The following is a 20,589-nucleotide window of genomic DNA, read 5'->3' on the forward strand; positions in this document are numbered from 1 at the left end:
TCCCTTTACAGCCATAGCGGCGTGTACTCCACCACTATGTCGCAGCTTTCGTTGTCCCACGTGATCGTCTTTTGCGTTTCGTCCATAGCAGGGAGCGCCCACAGCGTTACGTCCTGCGCCTTGTTCTCCCCGTCCTGTGTGATCAGCCCGGTTTTCCCGTCTATCACGACAGCGTGGCCTGCTGTCATATTTTCCACGGTCACGTCGTGATTTCCCCACCCCTTCATTGTGAGTTTTTCAATGTTGGTTTGTGGTTTAATCGTCAGCACGCACGCTGTCGGACGCGATCCCACCCGGTGCAGGGTTGCCTGTGTCTGCCCTATGTATTCCAGTTTCACGGGCGTGTCCTTCATCCACCCGGAAAACACCGCCTGCACCTTGTACGATTTCGGCGTGATCGTTTTCTCCGGCTTGAATTCTTTCAAGAATCCGGTGTAAGTACCTTTGTACCCATCCAGCGTCAGCTCCACCGGTCCGGGGAGGCAAAGGCCGTGCAGCGTGGACGAATTCCTCGTGATTTCATTTCTGTTCTCGCCTCTCAGCAGCAGCACAACTGTACATTTCCCGCATTTCTGTACCGTTTGGCTCTCTATGGGCATCAGCATCCCCTCCGGCCATTCGTACCCGCTCCCATCCTGCGGCGGTTCAAATTCCACGGTGAGCTGCTTTGCTTTGTATCTCCCTATATCCTCGCCGTTGATCTTCATTTATCTGATCCTTTCCGCTTCATCGGCCAGCGCAGAGGAAACCCGCGACGTTACTTTTGCGCTCAGGTCGTCCCCGTCCAGCTGATTCACCACGTACACCTCTACACGCATTGCTCTAAGCGCCGCTGTCACTTTGTCGTCCAGCATCTGCTCCAGCTGCGCATAGAACGGGGCCAGCGGCAGGATTGCCTCCGCTCCCGCTTCTCCGCCAACCATGAGCCGCGATCCGTTTATGCCAAACGCCGTCGGCTTTTGCATGATTCCGCCCGTTGCATACCAGTCTATACCAAAAGACGGTACACTCGGCGGATTTAGGGAAAAGCTGCCCCGTACATACGGGTGCGGCATTGCCAGGTGTGGTAGGCTCCACGAAAAATTAAAAAATCCTCTGATCTGGTTTATTGCCGAACTTACCGCATTTTTTGCGTTGTTCATGGCGTTTTGTATCGTGTTTACGATATTCCCAAAACGTCCGCCTGTCAGGCTGTTTATTGCATCATACGCCCCTTGGTATGTCTGCCTGATCGCCTCCATATAAGCCGCCACAACGCCCCGCAGGCCGCCCCCGTGGCTATTGTATGCTTGCAGGATAGACGCCAGCCGCTGCTGTGTGTTGCTCTGGATGTTCTGGAGGGCGTTTGCAGCTTGCTGTCTGATTCCTTCCATTTTTGAAGTTACCGTGTTCAGCATTTCGCCAAACTTCCCGCCGGTTAGTGTGTTCAGCGCGTTGTAGGCCGTGGTGTATCTTTGTTTGATCGTTTCCAGGTACGCCGCCACAATGCCCGAAACTCCGCCACCGTGGCTTTCGTATGCCTGCTTGATCGCATCCAGCTTCTGCTGGTTATCTTGCTGCACTTCCTGGAGCTTCCCGGAAACCGTCTGTTTGATTCCCTGCCAAATTTCGCCGCTTTTTGTTTTCACCTCTTCCCACTTTGTGCTGATCGTCTGGCCGATCTCCTGCATCTTCGTCTGGATGTTCGTTGTCGTCTCTTGCAGGCTCTGCTTCGCTCTGTCAAAGTTCAGCTTTGCCTGATCCGCGAACCTTCCGAACGCCTCTCCAGCGCTTTGTATTGCCTCCGACACTTTCGCTTTCAGCCCTTCGAACGCCTGCTTTGCTCCTTCTACTGCGCCGTTTACCGCATTTCTGAACGATTCACAGTTCTGGTACGCAATCACCAGGCCCGCAGCAAGTGCCGCAATCACTGTAACCACCCGAATAATGGGGTTTGCGTTCATTACGGCGTTCAGTGCCGCCTGGGCCACTGCCAGTCCGTTCTGTGCAACCGTAGCGGCCCTGGTTGCCACGGTATGCGCCGTCGTCGCGGCAGTAGATGCAATTTTTGCAGCGTTTTCGCTGGTCAGTGCCGTTACCACTGCCGTGATCCCGTTTCTGATATTTTTATACGCTGTTACCGCAGAGGACACCCCTTTTACAAGGCCCGTTACCCCCGCCAGCGCCGGTGCCAGTGCCGCCGCGTACAGCCCTATGGTTATTACGTTATCCTTCTGGCTATCGTCCAGGCTTTTGAACCATTCCGTTGCACTCTTTACCTTTTCCGTGGCCGCGTCAATGAATGGTGCCGCTCGGCTCATAAGTGCGTCGCCCAGTTCTATGCCCGCGTTTTTTGCCTGGTTCAGCGCGATCTGGATCTGATAGCTTGTTGTGTCCAGTTTCTCCAGTGCCGCGTCCGTTATTCCTGTGCTGGTTCGCATCGTTTCCAGCATTTGGTTAAATCCGTCCGCCCCGTCTTTCATAAGAGAAAGCGCTGCCGTGCCCGCCTCCACGCTGCCGAACATATCCTTCAGCGACACGTTATTTTTCTGTGCGTAGTCATTCAATATCGCCAGCACATCCGCCAGGCTCATGCCGCTTTCCATCAGCTCGGAAAAACCTTTTCCGGTTTGCTCTCGCAGCGCCACGTCTGCGTCCGTTCCTGATTTCGACAACTCGTTCAGCATACTTTTTAAGTATGTCGATGCTTCTGCTGCATGGATACCGCCAGCCGTGATAATGGCGTACGCGGCAGACAGCTGATCCAGCTGTGTATTTGTGGAGCTTGCAATAGGAATTACCGCGCCCATGGCTGACGCCATTTCTCCAACCTCGATTTTGCCCTTGTTCTGCGTCTGGATCAGCATATCCGATATAGTATTTACATCGTAGGCTTTGTCCCCGTATGCGTTCAAAATCGTGGTCAGCAGGTCCAGGGATTGCCCCGTATCAGCAAAGCCCGCGCGTGCCAGCGCCATATTTGACCGCAGGAAGTCCACCGCCTCGCCGGTGCTTCGTCCTGCCGAAATCGCGTTGTACACGTCCTCCGCTATCGTTGCCGCGCTGACGCCCGTTTGGTCGGAAAGGTCCATGATCGCGGACTTCATGTCCTCGTACCCGACCTCTTGTTCGTCCATGATGGTCTTGGTTTTGGCAAATGCGTCCTCGAAATCCATTGCAGACTTTCCTGCCGCCACTCCTGTGCCCACCACGGCTGCCGAAATTGCGTTCGCTTTTGGCTGGAGCTTTTCCAGCGATCCCGCTGCGCCGTCCAGCTTGCTTTTGAAATTGTCCAGCGCCGTGTCGCGCAGCTGCTTGTTCGTCTGCTCCAGGGCCTTTTCCAGTTCCAGGGTTGCCTTTTTGCTGTTGTTTTCTGCGATAGTCGCCTTTTGCAGTTTCCCCTCTGTGCTTGCGATCTGGCTGTCCAGGTTTTTCTGCTTTTCTTTAAGATCGGCAACCTGTTTTGCCAGCTCTTGTGTGCTTTCGCTGTCCTCGCCGGTTGCCTTCTTCTGGGCCTCGTATGCTGCCTTTGTGGCCTGGAGCTGCTGCCCCAGTTCTTGCTGCCTGTTTTTCTGATCGTCCAGCGTTTTGGTGAGCCGTTCCACCTCGGTGTTGTGCAGGCTCGTGATCTGTTTCTGTGCCGTGATTTTTGCTGTCAGCTCCTGCTGCTTCGCTTTCAGCTGATCGGTTGCACTTCCAAAAAGTTTTGCCTGCGTGCTCGCCAGGCTGAATTCGCTTGCAAGCAGTTTCGTACTATCGCGGGCAGCTTTCAGCGCCTGCTGGTACGGTGAGCTATTGGCCGATACTCTGACATTTGCGCCCGCGCTCATGGCGTTGTTTCACCCCTTATTTTCGTTGTGTCTGATTTCGTATGCTATGTACTCCAGTAACTTCATCAAGGGTTCCCTTTGTGCGTCGCTGTAGCTTTCCCGCAAAACCCTGATCGCCATCCGTGTCACGGCTTCGATGTTCGCCTTGCACACAGCCCACTGATCCCTTGTTTCGTCGGTATATCCTGCTTTTGCGTCTTGCTCTTCGTCGTACTTATCGAAAATTGATTTTTCAGCCGGTTCTATCGGCTCCGTTGACAGGATCGCAAACTTCGGCAGGACGATCTGCTGCATGGTGAAGTGCAGCATCTTCGCCGCCAGCATCAGGGCTTCTATGCTTTCGCTGTATATTTCTCGCCGGGGGACGTTGAAAAACGCGGCCAACAGCTGAATATTATCCTGTACTGCTCTCCCTGCTGTTTTCTCTGTCTCAATCCGTCGCATATAGTCACAATAAATGCGGGCTTGCAGCACCGTCACGTTGTCGGCTGTGCTGCAAGCTCCCGCTTTTCTCAGCTCAACCTCTGGGGTTAAGCCTCTTTTGTAAAATTTCCCGTGATTGCCTCCACGTCTTTGTTGACGCGCTCCATCACGTAATACTCCAGTGCCGCAAACTCTGTGAGAATTTGCGACGGTTCCAGCCCGTACTTTCGGGCCATTACGTCCTCCACTGTGAACTGGTCCCCATACACATGGCAGATTGCCTGGGCCATCTGCTCAAAGTGCTTGCGCCGGTAGTTTTTTGCGCTGTCCAGTTCGTCCTGCACGTCGCAGTAATCCAGGTACGCCTGCGTGTCGATGTGGTCCGGCAGAAAATACTGCTTTTGATTTACCACAATGCTACGTTTTGCCATCTGCTCGTCCTCCTATCCCTTGTGCCTTAGCCTTCCGCGCCAGAAACGGACGCGGGTGGTTCCTGCACTTCGCCGAACCAGTCCCGGATCGCCGTGGCGGCCTCGGTTTCATCCACGGCCAGGTTAGCTTCGTCCACTCTGGTTTCAAACAGGTGCTTTTTCTTTCCTTCTACAACGTCCTCCTTGGCGCGCTGGTAAAAGCTGCCTTTTACCGTGTTCGTCTGGGCCGTTTTGCTTGCTCCTTCGGTTTCGTAGTTCTCCTCGTTGCCCTGCGCAAACTTGCCGCAGTACATCCAAACGAAGTCAAACTTTCCGTTCAAGCGGCGGGCGCGATAGCCCAGAGCCACCTCGGGCGCTTCATCCTCTGCGGATTTCATCAGAAATCCCTTTACGTATGCCTGCCCGAAAAATGCCGCTCTATCGGCTGCAGCCAGGCTGTTCAGCTCCAGCTCCACGTCCGTGCCTTCGTAGGTCTGGTTCACGCCCTCCACGCCGTCGTCGCTGTAGATCGTTTCCGATGTGTACTTGTCGGAAATCTTCGCGGTGATCGCCCGCGCCATTTTTACAGGCGTTTCCGCAGTGTAGCCTTCCGCAGTGTTCTGTGTCACCTTCGCAAGGTACACGTCACGCAAGCCGCAGTAGCGGCTGCGCACAATGGTTTTTCCTTGTGCCATTATTGGCTCCTTTCTTCATAAAACAAAAACCGTAGCGGGCGGATATATACTCCCGCCTCGATCCTTGTTTGCTGTTGGTCTGTCCCCTGGTATGCCGCCCCGGCCCCCGTCAGCAGTTGCTTGATCTCCTGGCGCAGGCTTTCCTGCTCTGTCGTGGAGAAGATTGTCACCTGCAGCCCAGCTGTTTCTACTTCCAGTCCGTCGTCGCTGCTTGCTTCCGGCGTTTCTGTCAAGGGCCACAGTGTAATGTGCAGGTTCTTGTAGTGTTCGTCGTACCAGCCCTCCTGCACTTGTATGCCTCTCTCTCTGATCGGCTCCAGTGCCTTGTATGCTGTTTCTATAACGTCCATTTACTTAAACTTTCCCAGGTGCTTGTCCAGCTCTTCCTGGTACTCCTCCTCCGCAATTTTTGTCAGCTGCGGCTCTACAGCTTGTGCTGTCGGTGTTATGAAATCGCGCGGCGGCATTTTGAGCGTACCCCAGTTTACGAACTTCATGTAAAAGTATTCGCTGTTATCCTCCAACGTCCAGCCAACTTTTGCAGAGTACCCCTCCCCGTCTTTTTTCGGGTTTTCTTGTGGCACGTTATCAGCCGCCGGGCCGTTCGACGGCTTGCTCGTGGCGCTGCCCGACGTAGAGTGATCCCTTGCTCGTGGTATCCTTCGTTCCATTTCGGGCTTTGCAAGGTCTGCGCCACGCTTTACGATCCGCTTGTCCGCCGCCGCTCGTGTTTCATCCCCTGCCGCCCGCTCCAGTGCCTGGGCAAGTTCTTGCAGCGCCGTTCCGTCCAGCTGAATCTGCATTATTTCCCCCTGTGTCAACTGTTGACATTACGCAGTGTAGGACGCCGTGATCCTGATCTTCGCCCCGTCGTTCCTGGCAAAGTCAGCAGTTTGTACTTCAAACTCTTCCCCGTCCATTTCCACGCGGTAGCTTTTGTCATGTCGGAAAACATGGCGGCGGATTTCGTTCGCTTTCTCGCATCGGCGCAGCTCCAGGGCGATCTCGCCTTCGCGCAGGATTTCCTGCGACTGTGACTTGGTCTTTGCTGCATATGTCTGCACGTCGGCCCACGGTGCCCAAATCATTTTTTTGGTTTCTGTCCGGCGCGGCCCCGGCCCGTTTTCGCACTCAAAAATTCGCACACGCCTATACACTGGCTTCCGCCTCCTTCCCTTCGTACATTTCAGACAGCAAAATGGAGGATGCCGCGCCCCGCAGCTTGTCTTGTGCTGTCCCGTACTTTTCCCGGTTGTCATACAGGTGCTTCACGGTCATTATCGCCAGCAACTGCTGGCGCGGCGTCATTTCGTCCGCGTTAAAGTTCGGGATCAGCTCTCCCATTGTTTGTGCCGTGGCGTCGATCAGCAGCGGCAGCAGCTCCCTGTCGTCGTCTGCGTAGTCAATTCTGGCATACGCCTTCGCCAAACTCAGGAGTTTGTGTTTTGTCCCGTCTTTCACGGCGTCCTCCTTAGCCTGCGGTGGAAACGGTGACCTTTCCCTTAATGATCGCGGACTTGTCCACGGGCTGCACGTCGAAACGATCGCGTACTTTGATTGCCAGCTGGTCCTTGTCCCACGCGGTGCCCGCTTCCTTGGAGCTTTCCACGGTCATGTATTCGCGATCAAACAGGGTCACGGCCTCTTTAAGATCGCCGCAGTAGATCGGGTAGGTGTTGGTGTGCTGGCCGCTGTCAACAGCAGTTTTCAGCACTTTGTTGGACAGCTTGTGGACCGGATAGCGCCCAAACAGCAGGTCCTGGGTCTTGTCCGCCGGGTTCGGCTGCAAAATGTACCGGCCCTCTTCGTCTTTGAGCTTGTCCAACCAGTTGTAGCCATCCTGGTTGGTCCACACGCCGCTGGAGGCCGCGATCGCTGGGTCAAGCATCACGTTGAAGATGTCCTTCAAGCTGTCCAGGTCGGATACCTCCACTTCGTGGCCGCTGGTGATCGTTTCCACACAGGCAATGATCTTTGCGTTTCGGGTTGCACGGGTCTTTTTGGCGATCCACTTCATCAGATACGCCATGATATTTTCAGCCGTGTCGGACAGCAGCTCCAGGCTTGACAGCAGCTTGCCGCCCTTCTTGGTGATCTTGTAGGCAATGGAGGCGAACTGCGGGGTCTGGGTCTCGTTGAAGTCGCCGTTTTCTTCCACTTCCTCCCACGGGGTGGTATCGGCCTCTTTTTCGATCACGCGGGAACCGCTCATGGTGGTTACCGGCTCCACGTTTACGTACTGCTCCAGGTTGTCGTCGGACCGGCGCAGCTCCTTGATCTTGGTCTGAATGTCTTTCGGTACGGTCAAGCCGCCGTCCGCGTCGGTTCCTTCCGTCATGGAATCCTTGATGATCTGGCGATCCTCGTCGTTCATTTTGCGGCGGCCAACGGCGGCTCCCAGGGCATTGACAACCGCGCGGCTCAGTCGATCAAACGTCAGCGGCTTCTTTTCGCCTCCTTCGGGTTCCTTCATCGCTCCTGCCTGGGCCTGGGTCTGGGCGTTCTTCCCCTCCTCGTCCTCCATGGACAGCAGCAGGTTGAAAGCGCGCTGCATCTTGTCCAGTTCGGCCTTGGCGGCCTCTGCCTTCTCGATCTCGTTGTCGTCCACCAGCTGCTTGACCTCCGCCTTTTTCGCGTTGATCGCAGCCAGCTTTTCTCTCAGTTTTTTGTTCATTGTGTTCTCCTTTTCTTGTTTTCAGGTTCCGTAAAGATATAAGTCGCACAGCAGGGCCTGTGCGCGGCTCTGCCGTTCCTCTGCGGCGTCTGCCGCTTTGGCCTGGTTGTTTTTCGCCGTCACTCTTTCGGCGCTCTGTGCGGCCATTCTGGCCGCTTCCTGGGCTTCCAGTGCATCCAGCACGTGCTGCGGCACCGCTTTGTATTTTTTATAAAATACAGAGGCAGCCGGGGCCGCAGCCTCTCCGCCGTCGGTAATAATGTCGAAATACCTGGCGGCGTTGGAACTGTCTATCCAGGTTTCCGCCGTCATTGCTTGCCGCAGCTCTTCCCTGGTTACGCCTTCCGCTGCTTTTTTCGCGTAAATGTCGGCGTAGTGATCCCCGACTTTTTCCAGCCTGTCCGCGCAGTCTCTCAGGTATGCGGCGTTCCCTGCGGTCCATGTCCATGGATCGTGGATCATGATTTCCGCGCCGGTCCCCATGTGGATTTCGTCGCACGCCATCAGGGGCATGGTTGCCGCACTTGCCGCGATTGCTTCCACATACCCCACCCGTTTCCCTTTCCATCGGTTGAGGATGTTGTACATTGCTACACCGGCAAAAGCGTCCCCGCCGGGGCTGTTGAAATACAGATTGATCTGCTTGTTTTCCGGCAATTCTGCCAGGAAGTCCACGATCTGCTGCGGCTCCCTGTCTGCCCCCCACGCTTCGCTGGAGACGATATCGCCGTAAAAGGTCATTTTCGCCGGTTCTTCCTCTTCTCCATCCTCCATGTCCAGGTATCCGTACTTTTTCAGCACGCCGTCCCTGTCCCTGGCTTCAAAATCAAGTCTCGGCACTTTCGGTTCCTCCTTTCTTCTCTTCTTTCGGGCTTACATTGTACTGCGCTCCCATTTGATCAAGCGCGATCATGCCGCCGTTCGTCAGCAGTTTGTCGCCTCCCGGCACTGCTCGCTTGTCCACGTATCTGCGGGCCTCGTTCGGTTCGTAAATGGTCCCCTCTACGCCCATTTTCAGAATCTCCATTTGCGTCTTGCTGTCCGTTCTCAGCAGCGCCTTTTCGTTGAACTTGATCCGTCTCTTGTCTTTCGGCCCGTCCAGCAGTTTGTAGGCCATTTCTTCCTCATACTGCTTTATGTTGTACTGCATGGTTTCGACTTGGAAGGCGATTGTCTGCTGTTCGCTGTTCGCGTAGCTTCCGCGTTCGTAGTCGTTCAGTTGGTTGGGCTTGATTCCAAAAGCCGCCGCCAGCTGGAGCGCTCCGTACTTTTTCAGTTCCAGGTACTGCGCGTCGCTCAGTTTTATGTCCATCGGCGTGAGTTTGAATCCCATCGGGATTGGCAAAATTCTGCCTGCGTTTTTAGGCCCGTTTGCCATCTCTTCAAAGCTTTCTCGCAGCTTTTCCTTGCCTGCTTTGGACAGATCGCCCGTGTATTCCAGGACAGCGCGCGCCGTCAAGCCATTTTCGTATAGGTCGTTCAGAAACTCCTGGGACGCAGCCTGTCCGCGTACGGTGGAGGCAAGAACGGACTGTACGCTCTCCCCTACCAGCCCGTTGAATGTGTGCGACGACTTAAAGTGCATCACTTCGTCAGAATTGAAAATGTACTGCCGGGCCGTGTATTCGTCTGTGTATTCGTACCACAGCCGCCCTTCTCCCGCGAAAATTCCCGCATCATCAATTAAAACCCGGACGCGTTTCGACGGCATGATCCACAGGTCTTGCAGGCTTAGGGTCCCCCCGTATTTTTGCTTTTTGAGCTTTCTCCGCACATAAACATAGGCGTTCCCGTAGTGGTTTCGGTTGTTTTCAACCGCCGTCCAAAATGTTGTCGGCGTCATAAGCGGGTTTGGTCTTACGTCCAGCAGGTACGCCAGCCTGTCCTCTGCCGGATCAATCTCCAGCGGGCCGTACTGGTCGTAGCTGTAGACTTTGATCGGCATTTTCGCCATCGTTTCCGACAGCATTTTTAGGCACGTGAAATAGGTAACATTTTCAACCGCTTTCGGCTGATCCTTCGCCAGCCCCAGCCATTGCAAAAACTTTACGCTTCCCAGGCTCTCCCATCCGCTCTCTGCGCGCGTAGAGTTTCTAACGTCTCCTGCCTTCACCGTGACCGCTTCCGTTTCCTCCCGGCATTTTAGTGCTCCATGGGGTCCCGGGGCGGCCCTCGAAAAGAAACTTGTCACGCCTTTGATAAACCAATGAAATAGATTCATTTTCCCTTTCCTGCTGCTGTGTATTGATTGTACACTTCCATCCACTGCTCCAGCGCTTCGTCCCCTGTTATTTCGTCATTTCCGCACATTGCTACCTTCCACGCGTCTATGACGGCATCAACCGGGTCTATTCGCTCGGTTTGCATTTCCTTGTCAATCTTTACTTCCCCGTAGTTGTTGGTAATCGTTTTGGCGTTCGCCACACTCCAGGTCAGCAGCTCCTCCTCTTTGTTGTACTCAACATTTCCGGCGTACACCTCCAGCCGGAAATCCTCCGTGGCGTCCGAAAGACTTCTGGCGCTTTGGATAATATCCAGGCACGGCCATCCCTGCGCCTCCAGGTCTGTTAAAAAGGCGGAGGCGTTGTGTGGATCGTAGCACACCATGCCGATTTTCAGCCCGTACAGCTCCACCATCACGGATAAATACGTCAAAATGTATTTATAGTCCGTTTTGATTCCGCCCATTGTGTGGGTGACGGTCACCAGGCCGTCCTCCACCCATTTGTCGTATGGGGCGTTGTCGCTTTGCACGTGCTGCTGGAGGCGCGCTGCCGGTATAAAGCTGTGACTGTGCAGGAAATACTTTCGTACTCCTTCCACTTCAAACGGTATCAAAATCACCACAGTGGTTAAGTCTCCGCCGCTTGATAGATCAAGCCCAACAAAGCACCGTTTTCCCTTGAAATCTGCCAGCGTTCTATCGCTTCGGCAGGCGTGCCACTTCTCCATGTCCTGGATATATACACGGTTGGACCATTGCACCCACCTGTCAAGCTGTTTCACCAGGAAGTCTCTCAAATCTTCCCCGCCCATCTGTCTTGCAGCCTCTGCGACGGGGATCAGGTTTTCTAGCGCGTCCTTGTCATACTCTAGCACAGGGTTTGCTTTCAGCCAGTTTTGAGGCTTCCACAGATCGTCCTTTTCGTCCATTTCCGCAATAAAGCAGAATTGCGCGTCTATGGATGTACCGCCGCGCAGTATCGTCTTGCAGTGCTCATATAGGGCAAAACACGGCGATTTTTGGTCAAACCCTGCCGTAGTGATCACCGAAATCAGGGCTGACTTCATTTTCTTTATGCCACCTTCTAGCAGCTTGTACATCTGGTTCGTTTTGTGTGCGTGGTATTCGTCCACAATTCCCAGGTATGGCCGGTGTCCGTCCAGGCTCTTTGTGTCGCCGGAAATCGCTTTTATTTCTCCGTGCGTGCAAAGGCACTCTATCGTGTGGTTGTGCTCATGTATGCGGAAAAGCTCGCTCAGATCGGCGTCCGAATTGATGAATTTCGCCACTTCCTCAAATACGATATTCGCCTGATCCTGCTTTGTGGCCGCGCAGAAGATTTTCGGGTATTGATAGGATGTGAAATTCCCGTAATACGCCGCCAAAATTCCGTTGAGAAAGCTCTTTCCGTTTTGTCGGCCCAGTTGCACGTATGAGGTGCGGAAACGCCTATATTTTTTTTCTTTTGTTCTCCACCCGTTCAAACTTCCCAGTATAAAACACTGAAAAGGGTACAGAACTACTTGCTGTTGCTCTTCTCCCTCCGCTATCGTGAGCGTTTCGGCAAATTCCAGTAGATCGTTTGCCTCTTCTACGTCGAAATAGTACCGAAATGCCGCCAGTTTTGAGCGTTCCAGGTCGTCCAGGTGCCTTTTGCACGCCAGCTTTACAAGTTCACCGGCGATAATTTCCCCTGCCAGTACGTCCTTTGCGTACTGTGTTGTGCGGTCCCTGGTCTTTTTCATTTCCCAGCCGCCGCCTTGTCCTTCCTGAATTTCTCAAATTTGTTGGTTTTTGCGGCTTCCTTTGCGGTTGGTGCCACGATCCTGCACCGTTGTGCAATCGACAGCCCGAAATCGGCAGCGCCTTGCCTGCATTGTTTCCACGCGCGGTCCTGCTGGATCAGTAGGTCGTTCCGTTCCTGGTTCACGATCTGCCGTTCTTCCCACACGCTTCCGTCCACGATTTTGTCCGGGTTGTCGTCTACCGTCGGTTTTCTCGGCACTTTTGCCGTGAACGTGATCGGCTGCTTCTCTAACTCCTTTGTGATCTGTACATATTGCGATTCCGCCACAACCAGACGGCCCAGCGCTTCACAGTCCACATTTGCAAGAACTTCCATTTTCAGCAGTTCCGCCGCCAGCGCATTGAATCTCTGCTTTTGCGCCTTTGATAGCCAGGACGGGGGCGCTATATTGTCATGTGCTGCAACCAGTTCCCTGTTTTCTCTGTCCTTTATCTCTGCCTTTGTGAGGTGTTTTTTTCCTTTTGCCACCACAACCGCGGTCGGCTGTCTTTTTCCGGCCATCTGTGGGGCCTCCTTTTTGTATTTTTGTTGCTTTCCTTCCCGGTTTTCCCTCCTTTGGGGAGTTTTCAGTGGGGAGTTTTCTCCAAACTAAAGGGGGGCGCGACTAATCCGGCTCGCTCCAAAACTTTTTTATAGCCCCCCCTGCTTTCAAAGTATCGCCTCCGCGCCTCCAGCAGCTGCCGCTGCGCCTGCCTCATGCTGGCCCTGTCCTTCTTGTACATGGCCGTTATTGCAGTGTGTGAGGCGTGAGCCAGGGGGAACAGGTTGAATGGGTCAAGCCGACGATCCCACGCCGTTTCTAACTCTTCGACGTGGTGGACTTCATCAGCTGCCAGCAGCTTCTCGCCCATACAAAGCGCCCATACATCTATGCCATCATACACAGATATAATAGCCGGGCGTATTGTTCGCCACTCTTTCGACACATAGAACTCCGCAGCCTTTCGGCTTCTGCACTGCGCGTTGTACTCCGTGTGTCGGCTTCTCTGCTGCTTCTCGCAGCGTGCGCAGCGCTCTGTGTTGGCCGGTATAATCGCGCCACACCGGCAGTATTTTAATAGCACGATCTCCTTCTCCTGTTCCCTCTGGCCTCCGCCCCGCATGAGCCAGGGCGCTATGACTCGCCCTGGCTCCCGTTATAGGAGGGCGTACAAACAGCAAAACACCGGGCATTTCTGCCCGGTGTTCCTGCCTGTCCACGCTATCAGTTTATCATGTTGCACTCACCATTAAAACCCCAGAAAATCCCCAACCTTTCCCCATTAGCTTTTCTTGGACTATAGGTGATAGCCGCGCGCGGTCGCGCCGTGCTTATTCTTCCCGTTCCGCCGGGCCTGTTTCATCTTCCTTTCGTCCCGCTTTTTGATTTTCCGGCGGGTGTACATTCGCCTCTTCCTCTTCTTCGTACCACTCCTCCAGCTCTGCGGCAGTTACTTTTCTTCCTGCCTTCAAAACCCTATCCATGAGCGCGTGCCACTTTTCCACATATTGCTGCCCGATATGGATCGGCACAAGCGCGTACAGTATCGCCCCGGCGTCCTGGATTGCCTCGCGCTCTACCCTCTCGCTTTCTTCCTCCATTGCTTCTTTGATTGCTTGGTACGACGCCACCACCACGACCGCCTGTGATTGTCTGCCCCTGTCTTTTGTCCTGCGAGGCTGTTTGCTCTTTCCGTAATTCGCTTTCATTTGTTTCTCCTTTACCAGCGCCTGATCCCATCAATGCCAAACAGCAAAACGGCCAGTCTTTCGTTCAGCTGCTTGCACCATCTGCCCGGCGAGTTTTTGCCCGTGTTCAATCGTTCCGCTACCTCTTCGGCGGCCATTCCTTCCATGTACCGCATCCTGTAGGCGTCGAACATATACGCCCGCCCTTTTTGCCTTGTCTCCTTCTCCAGTTCTTCCAGTGCCGCGTCCAGGTGCGCCAGCATCACCGCCGTGCGGGTTTTGTTCTTTCGTATGGATCGCAGCCACGCCTCCCCCTGTACTTCTGCCCCGTGGAGGCGTGCCACTTCCGCGTTGTCCACCGCCCTGCCCTCGTACCCCTTCAATGCGCGGTAATTCTCCATCAACAGTGCGGTGTTGTGCAGCGCCTGCTGCTGATCCGTTCGCCTGATCTCTTTCATGGCTTTTTTTACTGCCTGCGCGATCACGGCCTCCAGGGCTTCCTGTTCCGCCGGGGCGTTCCCGGACGCAATGGCCTTTAGTGCCTTTTCGGTGTATGTCTCCATCTTCTCCCCTTCTGGCCGCTTTTGCCTTTACTTCTGCGCGGCCCTGGCCATTCTCTCTTCCAGCAGTCTGTCCACTCTTCTTTGCCCAGCCTTTGCGTATGTTTCCGAAATTTCAAAGCACACATAGCGCCTGCCTGTTTGCACGCAGGCCACCGCCGTGGTGCAGCTTCCGGCGAACGGGTCCACCACCAAATCGCCAGGGACGCTTGCGTCTGTGATAATTCTTTGAATAAGCGCCACCGGCTTTTGTGATGGGTGTATTTTTTCGCCGTCAGTCTGGATGCTGCCGGACGTGAACCCCCGTTCTCTCCATACGTTTCTGGCGTGTTTTTTTGTCTGCGGGTCCATGCACCCGTAGAGGATGAATTCATGGCTTGAATTATAGAAATTTCCCGGCCCGCTCATTTTGTCCCACACAATCATGTTTTTTACCGGCAGGTACTCTGCAAAAATCGGGTAATAGAAGGCGCAGCCGCGCCAGTCCATGAAAATATAAAACTCTCCCCTGTCGTTCATCACGCGGCGCAGCTCTCGCGCCAACTGCTTATAGAACGGCTTCGCCACCGCCAGATCGTTGAACTGCCCGTGCTGCCCGTTGTGTGTCAGTCCCATAAAATACGGCGGATCGGCCACAATTAGCTTTGCGCATCCCGTTGGCAGCTGCGCCAGTCCGTCCAGGCAGTCCAGACAGTTGATCGTGTTCGCTTCAATCATGTTTTTCTTGCTTTTCTCCTTCGATCTCAATTAAATCCTTGCTTATGAGCATAGGCCCGCCGGGGTCATATTCTCCTTTTTCCCAGGCTTCGTCGAATCCTTCGCGGTCCCCCATGTAGTCCCCGCCCATCTGCTCCAGTAGCCAAAACGCCGCGTACGCCTGGGCGTCTGCCTCTTCGGGCCATCCCAGTATGAGGCAGTCCCCCTGGCTGCTTGTGCTGTCGCACAGCGTCAGCTTCTGCGGGAACGTCTTGTACACTTTGCGCATTTCTTCGCACTCTTGGTCGGACAGGTCGCAGATTTCGCGCAGCGCCTTCTGCTCTTCCTCCGTGTACCTTTCTTTGAACCCCACCGGCAGCGCGTACTCCCTTTGCCACTCGTTCGTTGCGCGTTCGACCCTTATGGTTCCAATATACACCCGTTCCTTGCTCATTCCGGCATCCTCCTTCTTTTGCACCAGCTCTGCGGCGCAACGTAGCACCCCACCGCCTCCAACGGCAACGGAACCGCCAGTTTCGTGTATCTCGAAATCTCCCACGCAAACAAATGGCTCCTGTCTCCCTGGTACTCCTTCATTTCATGCCAGGGGACCCTGGCTGCCCGGCGCAGTTCCAGATCGTCCCGCCGGGCATCGAACCGCCTTATTTTTCGGCATACGAAATGCCCCACGATCTTGCCTCTTCCGCGCCCTGCCGCCTTCGATTCATACACCCATACCTTTATGGGGTTTTCGTCCGCAATCGGCCTTTCTGTTTTCGGTTTCGTTCTTCTGATCTCCAGAGTTTTCTCCCTGGCCTCGATCCGCTCCACCCATTCCGGCTTGATTACCATTATATACTCATTCATTGGTTCCCGCCTTTGTACTTCCTGTTTCGGTTTTTCTTCTCCTGCTCGTGCGTCTGGTTCATGGGGTCAATGTACTGGAATTTCTTTGTGTACTCTCTCTGCCTTTCCAGCTCTGCTTTATAATCAGCGTAATCTTCGCAGCCTGCATGGCACCCTATGCGCCTACGTCCGCATTTATGGCACGGTTGCTTCATTCTCCTGCACCTCGTTTCCCCAGCTGTCCCACCCTTTGGAAGTCGTGCGTGCGAAAAGCTCCAGCCTTTTCTGATCTCCCAAAAGCTGCACAATACGACTTCGCGCTTCTTCCGGCTTCTGGCTGTGTCTTTCGATCTGCGATTGTATCACGCTGTGTACGCTGTGGCTTTTCACTTTCGGGTGTCCTCGTGTCGCCAGCAGGCACACCTCCGGGTTTTGCCTCGTGTAGCTCCCCAGCCCCCAGAATACCCCCCCTGCTTGTTTTGCTTTATCCAGCAAAAGCCTAGTGTTTTGTATTCAAATCCCCAGGCGCGGATCGTGTCCAGCGCCTGCTGGAGGTTCGGGAAGGTTGCCCACATAAACAAAACGCAGTCTTTCCCCGCCAGGCGTTCCACAGGCAGGGCCTTGATCTCTTCCGCCGCCATTGTCTGGTAGTGGTTTGCAGCCGCGCCGCGTCCTTTCTGTCGATAGCTCCACGGCGGGTCTGCATATATGACGCCGTACCCGCCGGGGCTGTTGTAAATGTCAACTATTGACATTTCCGCTTTCGCCCCTTTCGTCTTTCCTGGCGTTCGCGTCCTGGCTTCTCCGCTTTTCGCGTTCGTCCTCTTCTTCCGCCGCTCCGTACGGTTTCCAGCATCCCGTGTTGATCCATCGGCGGTGCATAGCGGCCAGCAGCGACTTGATCTTGTTCGCCTCCTGCTGGTTTACCATTCCGTCCTCCAGCAAGTTGTCCACGGCGTCGTGCAGCAGTGTCACCAGCTGTTCGTCCGTCCGCATTGCCTCTTCCTCGGTTGCCTGGCGCGTTTGTACTTCCGCCGCCTGTTCAATCGGCTGCCGTTCAGCCGCCGGGTTTTTATATTTGTCGCAGGCTGTCACCCGGTCCGATTTCTCGCTGCACTCGCTCCAGTGCAGGCAGGAATAGCACAACGTCCCCGCGTGTTCGGGGTGCGCGTCATCCAGAAAGCCCTGGTCGGCCTCTGCGCGGCCCTGTGCCGCGTTTTTCTCCTCCGCCCCTGTTGTTTCCTGTTCCTGCCGGTCCTGCGCTTCTGCGGCCTCCTGGAGGCCATTTTTTACTTCCGCGCAGCACTTCTCGCAGTTCTTCCGCTCGGTGCACCATGCGCAGCACCCTGCACACCCCGACGTTGCCCCGTCCCGGTAGAACGTGATCAGGTTATCAGCATTGCTGCAGGTGCTTCCCTCTTTTTTCTCGCACGGCCTGGCCGCATACTCTTCCCGCAGCTTTTCCCTTGCGCTGCTTTCCCTTACCGCCTGCACATCCTTCTTTGTGATCCGATCCCCTTCGCCTTCGCTCTCTTCCTTCATTTCCGCCAGGCTGTGCTGTTCTTCCTGCGTCAGGCTGGCGGCTGCCGTCGCCGTCGTGAAGTTCAGCTTGCCCTCTTCCATGAGTTCGCGCAGTTCCGGCGTCAGGCTGCGGCTGATTTTCTCCATTGCCGCCAGTGTCCCGTCCGCTTCCTGCATGATCGCCGCCATGTGGTCCCGCAGTTTTCCTTCTTTCAAGTTCCGCCCGTAGAAATCAACCCCGGCTTCCCGCATTTCTTCCAGGCTCTTCTTGATCCCTTCATACTCCTGCACGCGGTCCGCTGCCGTTTTGTCTCTCTGCGTGTTCGCCAGGATCACGGCCAGGCGTTCCTCTGCCTGTGTTCCTTTCGGGATCACCTGGCAAGTTACCAGTTTGTACTCCGCGTGCCCGCAGTCCACCAGCTTATGGAGCGCCAGCAGCCGCCGCTCTCCCGACACCAGCCGGTACTCTTCCCCGCCCTCCCGGTTCGGATCGTAAACCACAACCAGGTTGTGGAACAGGCGGCCCGCCACCAGGATGGATCGTGCCAGATCATCCACCCCTTCCAGGCTGTACTGGTTCAATTCGTTTCTGTAGATGTTGTCGATGTCGATCTCTTTCGTGCGAAAGCGCGCCGACGGCGTAGCCTTCACGCCCGCCTTGCTTGCTGCGTTCAGCCCGTCCAAAATGCTGCGTCCTGTCATTCTTTCGTGTCCTCCTTTTCTCCGCTCCAGGCCATAACCTCCCAGGCCAGCTTCTCGTAGTCCCGAACCACCCCGCAGCGTGGGCTATAAACCGGCAGCGGCATGGAAGCCGCCGTGTACGATTCTGCGATCACCGCCCGGCGGATCGTTGCCAGTGTTACTCTGTGCCCCAGGCTGTGCAGGTGCTGCAATACGTCCCGGTGCGCGTTGCTCTTCCCAAACATGCACGGCAAAACCCACATTTCAAGCCCCTTGTTCAGCTCCCGCAGTTCTTGCAGCTGTTCCTGCACCCGCTGGAGGCCGTCCACCTCAAACCCGCCGGGCTTCACCGGCACGATCCACAGGTCCGCCGCCACCAGGGCGTTTAGTGCCGCCATATCCAGCAGCAGCCCGCAGTCTATTACCACGTATTTGTAGCGATCCGCCACCGTTTCCAGGCGTTCCTTGATCCTGTGTACCTGGTCGTTTACCGCGTCCGCCGCCACTTCCATGTTGGCGTCCATGAGCGCCGCAGAGGCCGCGATCACGTCAACGTCAACCGCCGGGTATTTTTTTACCGGCTGCCAGCTTCTGGTTTGTTTCAGGTCTTCGATTTCAGCCCCGCCGGGTGTCGGCTCCAGCAGCTTTTCCGTTCCCCACTCCAGCGGATCGTATGCCCCCATAATCTGCGACGCGTTCCCCTGTTGGTCTGCGTCAATCAGCAGCACCGGCCCGGCCATTTCCGCCAGATAGTAGGCCAGCGTCGTTGCCGTCGTGGTTTTCCCTGTGCCGCCTTTTTGGGCCATGATCGCTATGGTTTTCATCGTCTTTGCACCTTCCTTTTCTGCATGGAAATATATGCCTCGATTGTTTGAATCGCCTCTGCTGCCGAATAACATACTTTCACGAAATAGCCCGCTTTCTCCAGCCTGTCCAGCCAGTCCTTCTGGTCTTTCGTTGTTCTGTTCGGCTTCACCTTCATTTCAATTCGCAGTCCGTGGTATTGCCCGCTCGGCCAGTCCAGGATCAGATCGGGCACACCTGGCCGCAATCCCATCCGCAGCTGTCTGGCTCCTTCCGCCTTGCTTCTCTTCCCTTCGTTCGGTACGTGGTACAAGTTCAGCAGCTCCGGGTGTGCGTTGCTCATGATCCCGGCCCACTCTATCACCGCCTGCTGCTCCCCGTCCTCTGTCTTTTTGGGGATCACCGTTTTTTCTCTCCTTTCCGTCTTTCGTTTACAATGCAAGCCCGCGCCGGGCAGGCGATCCGTTCCCTTGTGCCTTCCGGCTGCAGCTGTGCTGTTTCCCATCCCGGCACTGTATAGTCAACCGCCAGCACCAGGAACCGCTTGTATCTTCCCAGCTTTTTCTGTATCGGCTGCGGCAGAGTTTCCAGCAGCTCCGACTTGCCGGTGATCGTCACAACGTCCCCCGCCTGGCATCGTTCGCGCAGCACGGCCCGGATATAGAAATATCCGTTTCTACCATTCCACCGCGCCTCTGCGTCCTCGCACCAATAGCGCGGGTACTTCCGTTCCATTGTCCCGTATATATCCGCCGGGGCCTTTGCCATTGCCTCCACCTTCCTGCGCCCAAATGCCTGGTGGTTTTTATGCTCCGCCGGGCGGCGCAGGTTTTTGGAGGCCGTCCAGCGCTTCTTGTGTTTTATGTCCTCTGTGTCGCTGGCGTGCGGCTTTGTGATGTAGTAGGCCAGGCCAGACAGCCCCCGTTCGTCCAGGGTCAGGTACTCCACCGTGTTCTTCCTTCCCTTGCCCCACAGCTCCAGCACTTCGTCCATCGGCAAGCCGCCATCCAGCACCAGGTGGTAGTGTGTCCTGGTTCTTCTCCCGTTCTTCGTCCAGTCTGTCACGTAGACGTAGCGTGCCGGGTCAAGCCCTTTTTTCTTCCTGCGGTAGTTCAGCCGCTTTATGTAGTTCTGGAAAATCCGCAGCGCTTCCTCCATTGTCTGCGGTTCCTCCCTCGGTAAGCAGGTCAACGTCACCCAGTAGTCGCTTGGCCCGAAATTCTCATTGATCCGTCTTTCGCACTCCTTGCGGGAGTTTCTGTCGTTCAAGTTCCGCTGTGCCTCTCGGTTGCTCCGCTCTTTCGGCAAGTTCCCCGGTAGATGTGTGAAGTCCGGGTATATTTCTACGTCGCACTGGTGCCCGTGCTTGATCGTCTTTGTGGCATATATGACTTTGCGCTCCCGGTCTATCATTTCCTGGAGCTGCTGCTCTGTCAGCTGATCCAGCGGCAGCTCGTAGGCGCTCTCGTAGTCGTATGCCTCCCACTTCCCGGTGCTCGCCTTCTTTCTGCCAGTTTTCTTTTGCTGGATAGAGCGCACGCTGTGGGCTTTCTTTTTGTTCTGCTCTGCCGCGCCGCCGCTTCCTGTTTCCGCTCTCCCAGGTTTTCTTCCGGCGGCTTGCCTGCAACCCTGGGGCGCTGCGCCCCCAGCCCCCAGCGCCTTCTCTTTCACCTGTTGTGCCATAGTGTGATAGCTGCCTTTCGTCGAAACATTAGTACCTATTACAAGGGCGTCATAGGGGCTTTTGGCCCCCTTTCTGTTGACGTGCAGC

General features: G+C 55.3%; 23 protein-coding genes and 1 pseudogene. All 24 read right to left on the reverse strand.

Features of this window, described 5'->3' with window-relative positions; all coding sequences use genetic code 11:
• Positions 1-5: 5 nt before the first annotated feature.
• The gene (locus ABGT73_RS06465) at positions 6-707 is read right to left on the reverse strand and encodes a hypothetical protein (RefSeq protein WP_346668983.1); all 702 of its coding nucleotides are present in this window, start codon (positions 705-707) and stop codon (positions 6-8) included.
• Complete coding sequence (locus tag ABGT73_RS06470; protein WP_346668984.1) at positions 708-3,809, reverse strand: phage tail tape measure protein; 3,102 nt, start codon at positions 3,807-3,809, stop codon at positions 708-710.
• 9 nt (positions 3,810-3,818) lie between these two features.
• A complete protein-coding gene (locus ABGT73_RS06475) occupies positions 3,819-4,289 on the reverse strand; it encodes a hypothetical protein (protein WP_346668985.1) in 471 nt (156 codons plus the stop codon).
• A 50-nt stretch (positions 4,290-4,339) separates the two neighbouring features.
• Positions 4,340-4,663 carry a phage tail assembly chaperone G gene (locus ABGT73_RS06480; RefSeq protein ID WP_346668986.1) on the reverse strand — a complete coding sequence of 108 codons (324 nt, stop codon included), beginning with the start codon at positions 4,661-4,663 and terminating at the stop codon, positions 4,340-4,342.
• Between the two features lie 26 nt (positions 4,664-4,689).
• The gene (locus ABGT73_RS06485) at positions 4,690-5,337 is read right to left on the reverse strand and encodes a major tail protein (RefSeq protein WP_346668987.1); all 648 of its coding nucleotides are present in this window, start codon (positions 5,335-5,337) and stop codon (positions 4,690-4,692) included.
• The gene (locus tag ABGT73_RS06490) at positions 5,337-5,687 is read right to left on the reverse strand and encodes a hypothetical protein (protein WP_346668988.1); all 351 of its coding nucleotides are present in this window, start codon (positions 5,685-5,687) and stop codon (positions 5,337-5,339) included. The genes ABGT73_RS06485 and ABGT73_RS06490 overlap by 1 nt, the downstream gene beginning before the upstream one ends.
• A complete protein-coding gene (locus ABGT73_RS06495) occupies positions 5,688-6,140 on the reverse strand; it encodes an HK97-gp10 family putative phage morphogenesis protein (RefSeq protein ID WP_346668989.1) in 453 nt (150 codons plus the stop codon). It abuts the gene before it with no gap.
• A gap of 27 nt (positions 6,141-6,167) precedes the next feature.
• On the reverse strand, positions 6,168-6,425 hold the full coding sequence (locus tag ABGT73_RS06500; RefSeq protein ID WP_346668990.1) for a hypothetical protein: 258 nt from the start codon (positions 6,423-6,425) through the stop codon (positions 6,168-6,170).
• 61 nt (positions 6,426-6,486) lie between these two features.
• Positions 6,487-6,798, reverse strand: coding sequence for a head-tail connector protein (locus ABGT73_RS06505; protein WP_346668991.1), 312 nt, complete (start codon positions 6,796-6,798; stop codon positions 6,487-6,489).
• 10 nt (positions 6,799-6,808) lie between these two features.
• Positions 6,809-8,011, reverse strand: a complete 1,203-nt coding sequence (locus ABGT73_RS06510; protein ID WP_346668992.1) for a phage major capsid protein — start codon at positions 8,009-8,011, stop codon at positions 6,809-6,811.
• Between the two features lie 21 nt (positions 8,012-8,032).
• The gene (locus ABGT73_RS06515; RefSeq protein WP_346668993.1) at positions 8,033-8,851 is read right to left on the reverse strand and encodes a head maturation protease, ClpP-related; all 819 of its coding nucleotides are present in this window, start codon (positions 8,849-8,851) and stop codon (positions 8,033-8,035) included.
• On the reverse strand, positions 8,838-10,232 hold the full coding sequence (locus ABGT73_RS06520; protein ID WP_346668994.1) for a phage portal protein: 1,395 nt from the start codon (positions 10,230-10,232) through the stop codon (positions 8,838-8,840). The genes ABGT73_RS06515 and ABGT73_RS06520 overlap by 14 nt, the downstream gene beginning before the upstream one ends.
• A complete protein-coding gene (locus tag ABGT73_RS06525; protein ID WP_346668995.1) occupies positions 10,229-11,980 on the reverse strand; it encodes a terminase TerL endonuclease subunit in 1,752 nt (583 codons plus the stop codon). Before ABGT73_RS06525 ends, ABGT73_RS06520 begins: the two co-directional genes overlap by 4 nt.
• Entirely contained in the window at positions 11,977-12,543 is a 567-nt protein-coding gene (locus tag ABGT73_RS06530; protein WP_346668996.1) for a phage terminase small subunit P27 family, read from the reverse strand. The genes ABGT73_RS06525 and ABGT73_RS06530 overlap by 4 nt, the downstream gene beginning before the upstream one ends.
• A gap of 810 nt (positions 12,544-13,353) precedes the next feature.
• Positions 13,354-13,731 carry a hypothetical protein gene (locus ABGT73_RS06535; protein WP_346668997.1) on the reverse strand — a complete coding sequence of 126 codons (378 nt, stop codon included), beginning with the start codon at positions 13,729-13,731 and terminating at the stop codon, positions 13,354-13,356.
• 11 nt (positions 13,732-13,742) lie between these two features.
• On the reverse strand, positions 13,743-14,273 hold the full coding sequence (locus tag ABGT73_RS06540; protein WP_346668998.1) for a hypothetical protein: 531 nt from the start codon (positions 14,271-14,273) through the stop codon (positions 13,743-13,745).
• 27 nt (positions 14,274-14,300) lie between these two features.
• On the reverse strand, positions 14,301-14,987 hold the full coding sequence (locus tag ABGT73_RS06545; protein ID WP_346668999.1) for a site-specific DNA-methyltransferase: 687 nt from the start codon (positions 14,985-14,987) through the stop codon (positions 14,301-14,303).
• Positions 14,980-15,420 (reverse strand): hypothetical protein, encoded by a 441-nt coding sequence (locus tag ABGT73_RS06550; protein WP_346669000.1) that lies wholly within the window; start codon positions 15,418-15,420, stop codon positions 14,980-14,982. Before ABGT73_RS06550 ends, ABGT73_RS06545 begins: the two co-directional genes overlap by 8 nt.
• The gene (locus ABGT73_RS06555) at positions 15,417-15,833 is read right to left on the reverse strand and encodes a hypothetical protein (protein ID WP_346669001.1); all 417 of its coding nucleotides are present in this window, start codon (positions 15,831-15,833) and stop codon (positions 15,417-15,419) included. The genes ABGT73_RS06550 and ABGT73_RS06555 overlap by 4 nt, the downstream gene beginning before the upstream one ends.
• Before the next feature lie 174 nt (positions 15,834-16,007).
• Positions 16,008-16,567, reverse strand: a pseudogene (locus ABGT73_RS06560) (MT-A70 family methyltransferase).
• Positions 16,554-18,035 (reverse strand): ParB N-terminal domain-containing protein, encoded by a 1,482-nt coding sequence (locus ABGT73_RS06565; protein ID WP_346669002.1) that lies wholly within the window; start codon positions 18,033-18,035, stop codon positions 16,554-16,556. The pseudogene ABGT73_RS06560 and the gene ABGT73_RS06565 overlap by 14 nt, the downstream one beginning before the upstream one ends.
• On the reverse strand, positions 18,032-18,838 hold the full coding sequence (locus tag ABGT73_RS06570; RefSeq protein ID WP_346669003.1) for a ParA family protein: 807 nt from the start codon (positions 18,836-18,838) through the stop codon (positions 18,032-18,034). The genes ABGT73_RS06565 and ABGT73_RS06570 overlap by 4 nt, the downstream gene beginning before the upstream one ends.
• Complete coding sequence (locus ABGT73_RS06575; protein WP_346669004.1) at positions 18,835-19,221, reverse strand: VRR-NUC domain-containing protein; 387 nt, start codon at positions 19,219-19,221, stop codon at positions 18,835-18,837. Before ABGT73_RS06575 ends, ABGT73_RS06570 begins: the two co-directional genes overlap by 4 nt.
• Complete coding sequence (locus ABGT73_RS06580) at positions 19,218-20,501, reverse strand: hypothetical protein (protein ID WP_346669005.1); 1,284 nt, start codon at positions 20,499-20,501, stop codon at positions 19,218-19,220. Before ABGT73_RS06580 ends, ABGT73_RS06575 begins: the two co-directional genes overlap by 4 nt.
• Between the last annotated feature and the right edge of the window lie 88 nt (positions 20,502-20,589).

This window comes from uncultured Subdoligranulum sp. (genome assembly GCF_963931595.1).
In the GTDB taxonomy this organism is placed as follows: Bacteria; Bacillota; Clostridia; order Oscillospirales; family Ruminococcaceae; genus Gemmiger.

What these genes read in the sequence shown, in the direction of transcription:
- ABGT73_RS06490 (WP_346668988.1), bottom strand. Translation starts at nt 5,687, where the DNA reads ATGGACGTTATAGAAACAGCATACAAGGCACTGGAGCCGATCAGAGAG.
- ABGT73_RS06500 (WP_346668990.1), bottom strand. Translation starts at nt 6,425, where the DNA reads ATGATTTGGGCACCGTGGGCCGACGTGCAGACATATGCAGCAAAGACC.
- ABGT73_RS06465 (WP_346668983.1), bottom strand. Translation starts at nt 707, where the DNA reads ATGAAGATCAACGGCGAGGATATAGGGAGATACAAAGCAAAGCAGCTC.
- ABGT73_RS06580 (WP_346669005.1), bottom strand. Translation starts at nt 20,501, where the DNA reads ATGGCACAACAGGTGAAAGAGAAGGCGCTGGGGGCTGGGGGCGCAGCG.
- ABGT73_RS06540 (WP_346668998.1), bottom strand. Translation starts at nt 14,273, where the DNA reads ATGGAGACATACACCGAAAAGGCACTAAAGGCCATTGCGTCCGGGAAC.
- ABGT73_RS06470 (WP_346668984.1), bottom strand. Translation starts at nt 3,809, where the DNA reads ATGAGCGCGGGCGCAAATGTCAGAGTATCGGCCAATAGCTCACCGTAC.
- ABGT73_RS06495 (WP_346668989.1), bottom strand. Translation starts at nt 6,140, where the DNA reads ATGCAGATTCAGCTGGACGGAACGGCGCTGCAAGAACTTGCCCAGGCA.
- ABGT73_RS06525 (WP_346668995.1), bottom strand. Translation starts at nt 11,980, where the DNA reads ATGAAAAAGACCAGGGACCGCACAACACAGTACGCAAAGGACGTACTG.
- ABGT73_RS06550 (WP_346669000.1), bottom strand. Translation starts at nt 15,420, where the DNA reads ATGAGCAAGGAACGGGTGTATATTGGAACCATAAGGGTCGAACGCGCA.
- ABGT73_RS06555 (WP_346669001.1), bottom strand. Translation starts at nt 15,833, where the DNA reads ATGAATGAGTATATAATGGTAATCAAGCCGGAATGGGTGGAGCGGATC.
- ABGT73_RS06535 (WP_346668997.1), bottom strand. Translation starts at nt 13,731, where the DNA reads ATGAAAGCGAATTACGGAAAGAGCAAACAGCCTCGCAGGACAAAAGAC.
- ABGT73_RS06565 (WP_346669002.1), bottom strand. Translation starts at nt 18,035, where the DNA reads ATGACAGGACGCAGCATTTTGGACGGGCTGAACGCAGCAAGCAAGGCG.
- ABGT73_RS06485 (WP_346668987.1), bottom strand. Translation starts at nt 5,337, where the DNA reads ATGGCACAAGGAAAAACCATTGTGCGCAGCCGCTACTGCGGCTTGCGT.
- ABGT73_RS06480 (WP_346668986.1), bottom strand. Translation starts at nt 4,663, where the DNA reads ATGGCAAAACGTAGCATTGTGGTAAATCAAAAGCAGTATTTTCTGCCG.
- ABGT73_RS06510 (WP_346668992.1), bottom strand. Translation starts at nt 8,011, where the DNA reads ATGAACAAAAAACTGAGAGAAAAGCTGGCTGCGATCAACGCGAAAAAG.
- ABGT73_RS06530 (WP_346668996.1), bottom strand. Translation starts at nt 12,543, where the DNA reads ATGGCCGGAAAAAGACAGCCGACCGCGGTTGTGGTGGCAAAAGGAAAA.
- ABGT73_RS06520 (WP_346668994.1), bottom strand. Translation starts at nt 10,232, where the DNA reads ATGAATCTATTTCATTGGTTTATCAAAGGCGTGACAAGTTTCTTTTCG.
- ABGT73_RS06545 (WP_346668999.1), bottom strand. Translation starts at nt 14,987, where the DNA reads ATGATTGAAGCGAACACGATCAACTGTCTGGACTGCCTGGACGGACTG.
- ABGT73_RS06570 (WP_346669003.1), bottom strand. Translation starts at nt 18,838, where the DNA reads ATGAAAACCATAGCGATCATGGCCCAAAAAGGCGGCACAGGGAAAACC.